Raw genomic sequence first — 12557 nt, forward strand, 5'->3', positions numbered from 1 at the left:
CCGTCCTGTCGGCTACGCCAGACTGTCCCGCCACGCCCGGTGCAGATCCGCGAACCGGCCCGTGCCGGCGATGAGTTCGGCCGGGCGACCGTCCTCGACGACGCGGCCGTGCTCCATCACCAGTACCCGATCGGCGATCTCCACGGTGGACAGCCGGTGCGCGATCACCACCGCCGTACGGCCCTTGAGCACGGTCGACATCGCGCGCTGCACGGCCCGTTCGCCGGGGATGTCCAGGGAACTGGTCGCCTCGTCGAGGATCAGTACCGCCGGGTCGGCGAGCAAGGCGCGTGCGAACGCGACCAGTTGGCGCTGCCCCGCCGAAATGCGCCCGCCGCGCTTGCGGACGTCCGTGTCGTACCCGTCGGGCAGCGCGGCGATGAACTCGTGGGCGCCGATCGCCTTGGCCGCCTGCTCGATCTCCTCACGGGTGGCGTCCGGGCGGCCGATGGCGATGTTCTCGGCGACCGTGCCGGAGAACAGGAACGCCTCCTGGGTGACCATCACGACCCCGCGCCGCAGTTCGGCCATGGTCAGTTCGCGCAGGTCCACGCCGTCGAGGAGGACGCGGCCCTCGGACGGGTCGTAGAAGCGGGCGAGCAGTTTGGCGAGGGTCGACTTGCCGGCGCCGGTGGTGCCGACGACCGCGACCGTCTGCCCGGCCGGCAGGGTGAGGTCGAAGCGGGGGAGCACCTCGCCGCCGGTGCGGTAGGCGAAGCGGACACCGTCGAAGACGACCTCGCGGCCGGGGAGTTCGGTCGCCGGCACGGGCAGTTCCTTCGGGACCGTGGGCTCCGGGACGGACGGGGTCTGGGCCAGCAGGCCCGCGATCTTCTCCAGGGAGGCCGCGGCCGACTGGTAGGAGTTGAGAAACATGCCCAGGCGGTCGATCGGGTCGTACAGCCGCCGCAGGTAGAGGACGGCCGCGGCCAGGACGCCCAGCTCCAGCGAGCCGGACGCCACCCGGTAGGCGCCCCACAGCACGATCACCGCGACCGAGGTGTTCGCCACCAGCCGGGAGCCGACCACGTACCGCGCCATTTCGAGGAGCGCGTCGCCGTTCGTCCGCTCGTGACGGCGGTTCAGTACGGCGAACTCGGCGTCGTTGGCGGCCTCCCGGCGGAACGCGCGCACCGGGCGGATGCCGTTCATCGTCTCCACGAACTTCACGATCACCGACGCGATCGCCGTGGACCGCGCCTTGTACACCCGTACCGCGCGCCGCTGGTACAGCCGGACCAGCAGGTACAGCGGTACGAAGCTGGCCACCGCGACCGCGCCGAGGCCCAGGTCCAGCCAGAGCAGCATCGCCGAGATGTAGAGGAAGGAGAGGATGACCGTGATCAGCTCCTGGAGGCCCTCGGTGAGGAGTTCGCGGAGCGACTCGACGTCGGTGGTGGAGCGGGAGATGAGGCGGCCGGACGTGTAGCGCTCGTGGAAGTCGATGCTCAGCGCCTGCGCGTGCCGGAAGATGCGGCCGCGCAGGTCGAGAAGCACGTCCTGGTTGACCCGCGCGGACGCCCGGACGAACGCGTACTGGAGGCCGCCGGAGAACAGCGCGCTCAGGCCGTAGCCGGCCGCCACCGCGAACAGCGGGCCGTGGTCGTGGCGGCGGAACGCCGGTACGGCCGTGTCGATGGCGTACGCCACCAGCAGCGGTCCCGCCTGGACCGCCGCCTGCTGGAGCAGCAGCAGAAGCGTGGTGACGGCGACCCGCGCCTTCATGGGGGCGAGGAGCGAGCGCAGCAGGGTGGCCGTGGCGCCGGGCGGGGTGGGCAGGACGTCCCGGTCGAAGGGGTCGCCGGTGGCGGATCCGTCGGTTCCGGCCGGATCCGGGTAGGGGCGTTCGTCGTCCTCGTCGGAGGCGGGCAGGGAGGTGGCTGCGGTCATCGGCGGTGATCCTCCCCGGACATCAGATGGGCGTACTCGGCGTTGCCGCGCAGCAGTTCGTGGTGGGTGCCGACGGCGGTGACCCGGCCGCCGGAGAGCAGGGCGACTCGGTCGGCGAGCAGGACGGTGGAGGGGCGGTGGGCGACGATCAGCGCCGTGGTGTCGGCCAGTACGTCGCGGAGGGCGGCCTCGACGGCGGCCTCCGTGTGCACGTCCAGGGCGGAGAGCGGGTCGTCCAGCACGAGGAAGCGGGGCCGGCCGACGACCGCCCGCGCCAGCGCGAGGCGCTGACGCTGGCCGCCGGAGAGGCTCAGGCCCTGCTCACCGACCTGGGTGCCGGTGCCCTGGGGGAGGGCGTGCGCGAAATCGGCCTGCGCGACGGCGAGGGCACGCGCCAACTCGGGTTCGCCGGCGCCGTCCCCGGCTCCCATGAGCACGTTCTCGCCGACCGAGGCGGAGAAGAGGGTGGGCTCCTCGAAGGCCACGGCGACCAGGGAGCGGAGTTCCTCGCGGGGCATGGCGGTGATGTCCCGGCCGTCGAGGGTGATCCGCCCGGAGGTGACCTCGTGCAGGCGGGGGATGAGCGCGGTGAGCGTGGTCTTGCCACTGCCGGTGGCACCGACGAGGGCCATGGACTCGCCGGGGCGGATGTGGAGGTCGACGAGGTCGAGGGTCGGGGCGGAGTCGGGGGCGGCGTCGGGGTAGCGGAACCGCACGTTCTCGAAGCGGATGCCGTCGGGTTCGGGAGCCGGTCCGTGGTCGGGTGCGGCGCCGTTGTGGCTGGTCGCGCCCACGCGGCGGAGCCGCATATTGTCTCGCCCCGCGCCCCTTACGGGGCGCTGTTCAGCCGCCGGTCGAGGAGCGCCCCGAAGGGGCGCGGGGAACTGCGCGACCAGCCCCGGTGCTCCCGCAGCCGAAGACGGATCGGCGCCCTCCCGCGACGCGTCCCGCGCCTCGAAGTACCGCTCGGTGGCGGTCGCCGCCTCCTGGCTCATCGCCAGCAGGAAGCCGATCGACTCCACCGGCCATCTCAGCGCCAGTGCCGTCGACAGGAACGCCACCAGCGTCCCCGCGCTCAGCTCGTGCTCCGCGACCTGGATGGAACCCCACAGCAGTGCCGCCCCGATCGCCACCTCCGGCAGGGTCACGATGACGCCCCAGATCATCGCCAGCAGCCGCGCCTTGCGCAGCTCCGTGCCCCGCAGGGTCCGTACCAGTTCGCGGAACGCGTGTGCCTGGCTGCGGTGGCGGCCGAAGCCCTTGATGATGCGGATGCCGAGGACGCTCTCCTCGACCACCGTCGTGAGGTCGCCGACCTGGTCCTGGGCGAGCCGGGCCACCTCCGCATACCGGTTCTCGAAGATGACGCACGTCCAGATCACGGGGATCGTGGGACCGAGGATGACCAGGCCCAGCGTCCAGTCCTGCGCCAGCATGATCACCACGCCGACGAGGATCGTCACCCCGTTGACCAGGAGGAAGGTCAGCGGGAAGGCGAGGAACATACGGAGCAGCATCAGGTCGGTGGTGGCCCGGGAGAGCAGCTGGCCGGAGGCCCAGCGGTCGTGGAAGGCCACCGGCAGGCGCTGGAGATGGCCGTAGAGGTCCGCGCGCATCTCCGCCTCGACGTGCGAGAGCGGTCTGGCGACCAGCCAGCGGCGCAGACCGAAGAGCAGTGCTTCCGCGATGCCGAGCAGCAGCAGGTACAGCGCGCCGAGCCACACCCCGGCCGGGTCGCGGTCGGCCACCGGGCCGTCCACCATCCACTTGAGCACGAGGGGGATCACGAGCCCCGTACAGGAGGCGATGACCGCCACGAACGCGGCGATGGACAGCCGCACCCGCACCGGCCGTACATACGGCCACAGGCGCAGCAGGGTACGGACGGCGGAGCGGTCCTTGGTGGTTGCAGGTGTCGGAGGCATCAGGTGCGAGCCTACGGATCGGCACTGACAACGCCCACCGAGTTTTGGCCGGACCGGAATCCGCCGTCGGAGCTACGACCTGGGCGTTCGAGGGGTCGTACAGGTGGATGGGGGGCATCAGCCGATCGGTTGATGCCGGGTCGAGCGGGACGGGCGATGTGGCGGACCCGGGTCGGCCGGGACCCTCGGAGCATGCCAACCGTGATCGAAGTGACAGACCTGCGGAAGTCCTACGGGGGCCGGGCCGTCGTGGACGGGGTGAGTCTCGCCGTCGAGGAGGGCGAGATCTTCGGGATCCTCGGGCCGAACGGGGCCGGCAAGACCACCACCGTGGAGTGTGTGGAGGGGCTGCGGGTCCCCGACGCCGGACGCGTCCGGGTCACCGGGCTCGACCCCGTCGCCGACCACGACAAGGTCGCCCGTGTCCTCGGCGCCCAGCTCCAGCAGAGCGAGCTGCAACCCAAGCTCACCGTCCGCGAGGCCCTTGAGCTGTACGCCTCCTTCTATCCGAGCCCGCTCGACTGGGCGCCACTCGCCGAACGTCTCGGCCTCACCGGGAAACTCGCCACCCGGTTCGGCAAGCTGTCGGGCGGCCGGCGGCAACGCCTCTTCATCGCGCTGGCGTTGATCGGGAACCCCCGGGTCGTCGTCCTCGACGAGCTGACCACGGGACTCGATCCGCGGGCCCGGCGGGACACCTGGAAGCTGATCGAGGACGTCCGGGACCGCGGGGTCACCGTCCTCCTCGTCACCCACTTCATGGAGGAGGCGCAGCGGCTCTGCGACCGGATCGCCGTGATCGACAAGGGGCGGGTGGCCGCCCTGGACACCCCGGCCGGGCTGATCCGCCGCAGCGCCGGTGCCACCGTCATCAGCTTCACCCCGTCGGCGCCGCTGGACGACCACGACCTCGCCGCCCTCCCGGCCCTCGCCTCCGTCGAGCGCAAGGACGGCCGGATCACGCTCTCCGGCACCGACGAGACCGTCAACGCCGTCATCACCCTGCTCGCCCGGCACCGCGTCACCGCGCACCAGCTGCGCGTCACCGACGCCACCCTCGACGACGCGTTCCTGGACCTGACGAAGGAGGAAGCAGCGTGAACACCGCCGTCCTGCGCGCCGAGTTCCGGCTGTTCCGCCGCGAACCGGGCGCCGTCTTCTGGGTCTTCCTGTTCCCGACGCTGCTGCTCGTGATCCTCGGCTCGATTCCGTCGTTCCGGGAGGCCGACACGTCCCTCGGCGGGCTGCGCCCGGTCGACGCCTACGTCCCCATCGCCGTACTGATCGCCCTGATCATGTCCGGTGTGCAGACCCTGCCCCAGGCGCTCACCGGCCACCGGGAGCGGGGCATCCTGCGCCGGATGCGGCTCACCCCCGTCCGGCCCTCCGCGCTGCTGTCCGCGCAGATGGTGGTGCAGGGCACGGTCGCGCTGGGCTCCGCGCTGCTGGCGCTCCTCGTCGGCCGGCTGGCCTTCGGCGTACGACTGCCGAAACAGCCCGGCGGCTACCTGCTGGCCCTGCTGCTCGCGGCCGCGGCCGCCCTCGCTCTCGGCTCGGTCGTCTCGGCGCTGTCCCGCACCACGAAGATCGCGGGCGCGATCGGCTCGGCCGTGTTCTTCCCCATGATGTTCTGCGCGGGGGTGTGGATCCCGGTCCAGGAGATGCCCCACGCCATGGCCCGGGTGGTGCAGTTGACCCCCTTCGGCGCGGCGGCCCGCGCCCTGGACCAGGCCGCCACGGGCCACTGGCCCGGCTGGGCGCACCTGGGCGTGCTCGCCGCCTGGACGATCCTGCTGACGGCCGGGGCCGCCCGCTGGTTCCGCTGGGAGTGAGCGGACCGTGCCGGAGACTGGTGCCATGACGAACGCCGACGAAGCGGCGACCAGGGTCTCCTTCGACCGCTGGGGGCCCTATGCGCTGCTCGCCGTGGGCGTGGTGACGGCGGTCGGCTCCGCCCACGTGGTCGGCATGACACGGGCCGCGATGTGGGCCTCCGGCGTGCTGGTGGTCCTGGCCCTGCTGCTCCAGCTGTACTGGGGGCGGGCCGCCCGGAAACGGCCGGGGCCGAACCGGACGAGCGTGACGCTGTACTTCGTGCGCTGGGCGCTCGGGTTCCTGCTCACGTGGCTCAACCCGTTCTTCGCCTTCTTCGCCGTCACCGGCTACTACACCGCCGCCCGCCAGCTGACCCGTCGGCTGGTGCTGCCCGGTCTGTTCCTGACCGCCGTCACCATGGCGGGCAGCGAGATCGGCGGGATGCCGCCGCACGGCCTGCTGTGGTGGTTCGGCTTCGTCATCGTGTTCGGCGCCAACTGCGGACTGGTCGCCCTCTTCACCCGGGCCAACGCGCAGGAGCAGGCGCGTGCCCACGTCCAGGCGGAGACCATCGCGGAACTCGGCCGCACCAATGCCGCGTTGCAGCAGGCCCTCGACGAGAACGCGGCCCTGCACGCGCAACTCCTCGTCCAGGCAAGGGAGGCCGGGGTCGCCGACGAGCGCCGCCGGCTCGCCGCCGAGATCCACGACACCATCGCGCAGGGGCTGGCCGGGATCATCGCCCAGCTCCAGGTCGTCATCAACACCCCCGATCCGCAGGTGGCCGAGGAGCACGTGGGCCGCGCGCTGGCGCTGGCCCGGCACAGCCTGGGCGAGGCCCGCCGCTCCGTGCACAACCTGGCCCCGGTGGCCCTGGAGCACGACGGCCTGCCCGAGGCGCTGCAGAAGACGGTCGCCGAATGGGGCGAACGGACCTCCGTACGCGCCGAGTTCACCCTCACCGGCACTGCCGAGCAACTGCACGAGGAGGTCGCGGCCACGCTCCTGCGCATCGTCGAGGAGGCCCTGTCCAACGCCGCCCGGCACGCGCGGGCCTCCCGCGTCGGCGTCACCCTCTCCTACCTCGGCGACTTCCCGGGCGGCGAGGTCATCCTCGACATCCGTGACGACGGCGTCGGCTTCGACCCGCTCGCCCTGCCCGCCCGCACCCGCGCCGGCGGCTTCGGCCTGGACGGCATGCGGGCCCGCGCCGAACGCATCGCCGGCACCCTGACGGTCGAGTCCGAACCGGGACTCGGCACGGCCCTGTCGGCGCGCGTACCGTTGGTCCGCCATGACAACTGAGCCCCCGATCACGCTGCTCGTCGTCGACGACCACCCCGTTGTCCGCGACGGACTGCGCGGCATGTTCGAGTCCGCCCCCGGCTTCACGGTCCTCGGCGAGGCGGCGAACGGCGTCGAGGCCGTCGCGCTCGCCGTCGCCCTCGACCCGGACGTGATCCTTATGGACCTGCGGATGACGGGCGGCGGCGGGGTCGACGCCATCCGCGAACTGACCCGGCACGGCGCCCGCGCCCAGGTCCTGGTCCTCACCACGTACGACACGGACTCCGACACCCTCCCCGCGATCGAGGCCGGCGCGACCGGCTACCTCCTCAAGGACGCCCCGCGCGAGGAGCTCTTCACCGCCGTCCGCGCCGCCGCCCAGGGCCGCACCGTCCTCTCCCCGGCCGTAGCCTCCCGCCTCGTCTCCGCCGTCCGCACTCCGACCGCCCCCGCCAACGAACCACTCTCCGCCCGCGAACGCGAAGTCCTCGCCCTCGTCGCCCGAGGCACCTCCAACCGCGAGATCGCCCGCGAGCTCTTCATCAGCGAGGCCACGGTGAAGACCCACCTCACCCACCTCTACGCCAAGCTGGGCGTAAACGACCGCGCGGCAGCGGTCGCGACGGGGTACCAGCGGGGGATTCTGGGCTAGCAAGGTGCTTCTCGGACGGTCGGACAGGAATGAGGTCGGATGATTTCTCTTGCTCATTTGGTGGATCTGGCGCGGCGATTCGAGGACGATCTTTCCTTACCCGTCGAACCGCTTCGTGTGGGGGATCGAGAAATCGATGTCGACACCACCCCCGCCATCATGGGATGCATCAATCTCTCTCAGGACTCCACCTACCGGGAGAGCATCGCGACTTCGACCGAGTCCGCTGTCAGGAAAGGTCGTATCCTCGCGGCGCAGGGCGCCGACATCGTCGACATCGGCGCCGAGTCGAGCAACCCCCGTACTGGACAGGTCTCCGTGCACGAACAGGCGGCCGCCCTGGTGCCGGTCGTGAAGGGGCTCGCCTCGGAAGGTGTCGCCGTCTCGGTCGAGACGTACGAGCCTGCCGTTGCCCGGTCGTGCCTGGACGCGGGGGCGCTCCTCCTCAACTACTCCGGCGGGTTGGCGTCGGACGGTGAGATGTTCCCCCTGCTGGCCGACCACCAGGCGACAGTTGTCCTGTGCCATGTCGAAGGGAAGAACTCCCGGGACGTGCGTGCCAAGGGCATAGAGCAGGATCCCATCCCCGGGATGCTCGACTACTTCGAGAGGCGTGTGGAACACGCTCGCTCGGCCGGGGTCGATCGAATCGTCATCGACCCCGGGATCGGCTTCTCCCATGACGGACACATAACCGCTGATGCCCGCGTTCACTATCAGGGCCGTGCCCTCTTGAACACATTCCGGCTGCGACGGATGGGCCTTCCCATCTGCCACGCCTTGCCTCACGCCTTCAGCCTCTTCGAGGATGAGTTCCGTACCGCCGAAGGCTTCTTCACGGTACTGGCGCATCTAGGGGGAACAGGCGTCTACCGCACTCACGAAGTCCCTCGGATAAGAGCGACACTGGCTGCTCTCCGGGCACTCGGCCCACAATCCTTCGCTCCCCGAGCCTAGCTCGGACAGGGCAGCAGCCCGGGCGTTCCTCTCCCGGGGTGGCCGGTGTGCGCGGACGCGGTACGGGCGGGGAACGGGCGCTCGGCGGGAGCTGAGGCGGCCGCGGCGGGGGCGGCGGCCCCGGCGACGGCGGTGACCGCGCCACCGCCGATGAGACCACCGAAGGTACGACGGGACGTCGCAGGCCCCCTCAGCCAACGACTCCTCAGCCAACCACTCTCAGGAAGAGCACCGCCCGTCCCGGTACCGTGATCGTCGTCCCGGCCTCGTGCGCCACCCCTGGCGCCTCGCCCTGGTTCTCCAGCGACGTGTCCACCAGCACCTCGTAGCGCTCGGCCCACGGCGGGCCCGGCAGCAGGAACTGTGCCGGGCGGTCGCCGGCGTGCAGGACGGTCAGGAAGCTGTCGTCCACGACCGGGGCGCCCCGGTCGTCGCGGCCCGGGATGTCGCGGCCCGAGAGGTACATGCCGAGGGTGGCGGCCGGCGCGTACCAGTCGCCCTCGGTCATCTCCGCGCCGTGGGCCGTGAACCAGGCCAGGTCGCGCAGCCCGTCCGCCGAGTGCGCGCGCCCGGAGAAGAAGGCCCGGCGGCGCAGCACCGGGTGGCGGTGACGGAGCCGGATGAGGCGGGCGGTGAGGTCGAGGAGCGGCCGCCAGGCGGGGTCGTCCAGCAGGCTCCAGTCCAGCCAGCTGATGCCGTTGTCCTGGCAGTACGCGTTGTTGTTGCCGCGCTGCGTGCGGCCCAGCTCGTCACCGGCGACCAGCATCGGGACCCCCGTCGACAGCAGCAGGGTCGTCAGCAGGTTCCGCAACTGCCGCCTGCGCAGCGCCCGTACGCCCGCGTCGTCCGTCTCGCCCTCCGCCCCGCAGTTCCAGGAGCGGTTGTCGCCCGAGCCGTCGCGGTTGTTCTCGCCGTTGGCCTCGTTGTGCTTGCGTTCGTACGACACCAGGTCGCGCAGCGTGTAGCCGTCGTGCGCGGTGATGAAGTTGACGGAGGCGTAGGGGCGGCGGCCGCCCCAGGCGTAGAGGTCGCTGGAGCCGGAGAGGCGGTAGCCGAGGTCGCGGACGTCCGGGAGGGCGCCGCGCCAGAAATCGCGGACGGCGTCGCGGTAGCGGTCGTTCCACTCCGTCCACAGGGGTGGGAAGGCGCCGACCTGGTAGCCGCCCGAGCCCACGTCCCACGGCTCGGCGATCAGCTTCACCCGGCGCAGCACCGGGTCCTGGGCGATCACGGCGAGGAAGGGGGAGAGCATGTCGACGTCGTGCATCGAGCGGGCCAGCGCTGCCGCGAGGTCGAAGCGGAAGCCGTCCACGCCCATTTCGGTCACCCAGTAGCGGAGCGAGTCGGTGATCAGGCGCAGCACGTGCGGCCGGACCACGTGCAGGGTGTTGCCGCAGCCGGTGTAGTCGGCGAAGCGGCGGGCGTCATGGTCCTGGAGGCGGTAGTAGCCCCGGTTGTCGATACCCTTCAGGGACAGCGTCGGGCCCAGCTCACCGGCCTCCGCGGTGTGGTTGTAGACCACGTCGAGGATGACCTCGATCCCGGCCGCGTGCAGCGCCCGCACCATCCGCTTGAACTCGCCGACCTGCTGTCCCGTCGTACCGGCGGCGGCGTAGGCCGCGTGCGGGGCGAAGTAGCCGATGGAGTTGTAGCCCCAGTAGTTCTTCAGGCCGCGCCTGAGGAGGTGGTCCTCGTGGGCGAACTGGTGGACGGGGAGGAGCTCCACGGCCGTCACACCCAGGTTGACGAGGTGGTCGACGGCGGCCGGGTGCGCCAGTCCGGCGTAGGTGCCGCGCAGTTCCTCCGGTATCCCCGGGTGCAGTCTCGTGAAACCGCGCACGTGCAGCTCGTAGATGACGGAGTCCGCCCACGGCGTCTTCGGGCGGTGGTCGTCGGACCAGTCGTCGTCATCGTGGACGACCACGCCCTTCGGGACGTACGGCGCCGAGTCGCGGTCGTCGCGGACGGTGTCGGCGACCTGCTGGTCCGGCCAGTCCCGGACATGCCCGTACACCTCGGGCGGCAGCGCGAACTCGCCGTCCACCGCCCGCGCGTACGGGTCCAGGAGCAGCTTCGCCGGGTTCCAGCGGGCGCCGGTCCACGGGTCCCAGCGGCCGTCGACCCGGTAGCCGTACCGCTGCCCCGGCAGCACACCGGGGACGAACCCGTGCCAGATCTCGTGCGTGAGTTCGGTCAGCGGGATGCGGGTCTCCCGCCCCTGCTCGTCGAAGAGGCAGAGCCGGACCGCCTCCGCGCCGGCCGCCCACAGCGCGAAGTTGGTGCCCGCCACCCCGTCGGGGCCGACCCGGAACCGGGCGCCGAGCGGTGTCGACGCCCCCGGCCACGCCGACGGGACGGGCAGGGGCGTCCCGTTCACCGCGGCGCCGTCCGCCCTCGGGGCCCGCGCCCGTGCCCCCTGCTGCTCGGCTGCGCTCGTCACCTGTCGGCCCCTTTTTGTGTCCCGCGGTTCGCCGACCACCGGGGCGCACCCGCCCGTGTCCGAGCAGCCGGCGGCGCCCGGACTCCCGGTCCCGGGCACGGTCGGCGGCTCGCTACGGACGTGCCCGCGACGGCTCGCGCACGGGCACGGCGGCTCCCCAGCTCGTCGTCCTTCCCTCTGTTCTGCCCAGTGCCGGCGTCGCACTCACGTTTCCCCGGGGCATGCCCGCTCGTTGAGCCGCACGTGAGGCATCCACAAGGGCGCGCACGGCGCGCGGGGGCCGCGTTGGCCGCGGTACTGACATGGGCGGGGCTGCTGGCGGGAGCCGTCGGCTGCTCCTCGGACAGCACGGACGGGCTCGGCATCGACCGCGTCCTCGGCGGCAAACCCCCGGCACCCGAGGACGTCATCCGCATCTCCCCGGACGACGGCACCAAAGCCGTACGGCCCGGCGGCCGGCTGACGGTACGGGTGCCGAGCGGCCGGCTGGAGTCGGTCAGTGTCGTCAGGTCCCAGGACGCCCAGGACTCCCCGGTCCCCGGGCACATCGCCGCCGACGGCACGACCTGGCGGCCCGACGACCCGAGACTCGCGCTCGCCGCCAAGTACACGGTCGACGCGGTCGCCGTCGACGGCGAGGGCCGCCGCTCCGCCCGCCACACCACCTTCACCACGCTCGTCCCCGACGAACGCTTCATCGGGTACGTCACCCCGGAGAACCGGGCCACCGTCGGCACCGGCATGATCGTCTCCCTCGCGTTCAGCCGCGACATCGAGAACCGCGCCGCCGTCGAACGCGCGATCCAGGTCACCGCCAAGCCCGCGGTCGAGATCCGCCCGCACTGGTTCGGCAAGAACCGCCTCGACTTCCGCCCCGAGCGCTACTGGCGGCCCGGCACGGTCGTCACCGTCGGCCTGAACCTCCGCGACGTCGAGGGCGCCCGCGGTGTCTACGGCCTGCAGTCCAAGACGTTCACCTTCACCGTCGGCCGCAGCCAGGTCTCCCTCGTCGACGCGGCCGCGCACACCATGGAGGTCCGCCGCGACGGCGAGCTGCTCGCCACCGTCCCGATCACCGCGGGCGCGCCGGCGCACACCACCTACAACGGGAAAATGGTGGTGATGGAGATGCACGACGTCACCCGCATGAACAGCCGCACGGTCGGCTTCGGCGGCGAGTACGACATCCCCGACGTCCCGCACGCCCTCAAGCTCACCGACTCCGGCACCTTCCTGCACGGCAACTACTGGGCGCCGGACGCCCCGGGACACGTCAACGTCAGCCACGGCTGCGTCGGTCTGCGCGATGTGAAGGGCGGCAGCTCGGAGACGCCCGCGGGCTGGTTCTACGACCGCAGCCTCATCGGTGACGTGGTCGAAGTCGTGAACAGCCAGGACAAAATGGTCGCTCCCGACAATGGCCTCGGGGGATGGAACATGGGGTGGAAGGAGTGGAAGGCGGGCAGCGCGGTCAAGTAACCAGGTGGGGGCGGGTCGAGGGGGCCGGTGGGGGGCGGGAAGTTGCGACCCAACGGTGACATTCGCCCAACACCAACCTCAAAACCCGGCGGTTACTATGCGCCAGAGCGCG

Annotated in this window: 9 protein-coding genes; 6 read left to right on the forward strand and 3 right to left on the reverse strand. The window is 71.6% G+C overall.

Features of this window, described 5'->3' with window-relative positions:
* Positions 1-12: 12 nt before the first annotated feature.
* Positions 13-1890, reverse strand: coding sequence for an ABC transporter ATP-binding protein (locus tag OHB00_RS34840; RefSeq protein WP_406440750.1), 1878 nt, complete (start codon positions 1888-1890; stop codon positions 13-15).
* On the reverse strand, positions 1887-3815 hold the full coding sequence (locus OHB00_RS34845) for an ABC transporter ATP-binding protein (protein ID WP_406440752.1): 1929 nt from the start codon (positions 3813-3815) through the stop codon (positions 1887-1889). The genes OHB00_RS34840 and OHB00_RS34845 overlap by 4 nt, the downstream gene beginning before the upstream one ends.
* A 192-nt stretch (positions 3816-4007) precedes the next feature.
* Between OHB00_RS34845 and OHB00_RS34850 the strand changes: the two genes are divergently transcribed.
* The 5 genes from OHB00_RS34850 to OHB00_RS34870 are packed head-to-tail and all read left to right on the forward strand — an operon-like array spanning position 4008 to position 8526.
* Complete coding sequence (locus tag OHB00_RS34850; RefSeq protein WP_406440753.1) at positions 4008-4916, forward strand: ATP-binding cassette domain-containing protein; 909 nt, start codon at positions 4008-4010, stop codon at positions 4914-4916.
* Positions 4913-5647, forward strand: coding sequence for an ABC transporter permease (locus OHB00_RS34855; protein WP_406440755.1), 735 nt, complete (start codon positions 4913-4915; stop codon positions 5645-5647). The genes OHB00_RS34850 and OHB00_RS34855 overlap by 4 nt, the downstream gene beginning before the upstream one ends.
* Before the next feature lie 25 nt (positions 5648-5672).
* Entirely contained in the window at positions 5673-6935 is a 1263-nt protein-coding gene (locus OHB00_RS34860; protein WP_406440757.1) for a sensor histidine kinase, read from the forward strand.
* On the forward strand, positions 6925-7569 hold the full coding sequence (locus OHB00_RS34865) for a response regulator (RefSeq protein WP_406440759.1): 645 nt from the start codon (positions 6925-6927) through the stop codon (positions 7567-7569). The genes OHB00_RS34860 and OHB00_RS34865 overlap by 11 nt, the downstream gene beginning before the upstream one ends.
* A 39-nt stretch (positions 7570-7608) precedes the next feature.
* On the forward strand, positions 7609-8526 hold the full coding sequence (locus OHB00_RS34870; RefSeq protein WP_406440761.1) for a dihydropteroate synthase: 918 nt from the start codon (positions 7609-7611) through the stop codon (positions 8524-8526).
* Positions 8527-8731: 205 nt separating this feature from the next.
* Here the strand turns inward: OHB00_RS34870 and glgX are convergent, their stop codons facing one another.
* Entirely contained in the window at positions 8732-10966 is a 2235-nt protein-coding gene (gene glgX / locus OHB00_RS34875) for a glycogen debranching protein GlgX (protein WP_406440763.1), read from the reverse strand.
* A 243-nt stretch (positions 10967-11209) separates the two neighbouring features.
* On the opposite strand from glgX, the gene OHB00_RS34880 reads away from it, so the two are divergent.
* On the forward strand, positions 11210-12445 hold the full coding sequence (locus OHB00_RS34880) for an Ig-like domain-containing protein (protein WP_406440765.1): 1236 nt from the start codon (positions 11210-11212) through the stop codon (positions 12443-12445).
* Positions 12446-12557 lie beyond the last annotated feature (112 nt).

The organism is Streptomyces sp. NBC_00631 (assembly GCF_045206895.1).
Classification (GTDB): Bacteria; Actinomycetota; Actinomycetes; order Streptomycetales; family Streptomycetaceae; genus Streptomyces.

Bases quoted from the DNA above. Each gene is read 5' to 3' on its own strand.
- OHB00_RS34840 (WP_406440750.1), bottom strand. From the start codon at position 1,890: ATGACCGCAGCCACCTCCCTGCCCGCCTCCGACGAGGACGACGAACGC.
- OHB00_RS34845 (WP_406440752.1), bottom strand. From the start codon at position 3,815: ATGCCTCCGACACCTGCAACCACCAAGGACCGCTCCGCCGTCCGTACC.
- OHB00_RS34850 (WP_406440753.1), top strand. From the start codon at position 4,008: ATGCCAACCGTGATCGAAGTGACAGACCTGCGGAAGTCCTACGGGGGC.
- OHB00_RS34860 (WP_406440757.1), top strand. From the start codon at position 5,673: ATGACGAACGCCGACGAAGCGGCGACCAGGGTCTCCTTCGACCGCTGG.
- OHB00_RS34865 (WP_406440759.1), top strand. From the start codon at position 6,925: ATGACAACTGAGCCCCCGATCACGCTGCTCGTCGTCGACGACCACCCC.
- OHB00_RS34870 (WP_406440761.1), top strand. From the start codon at position 7,609: ATGATTTCTCTTGCTCATTTGGTGGATCTGGCGCGGCGATTCGAGGAC.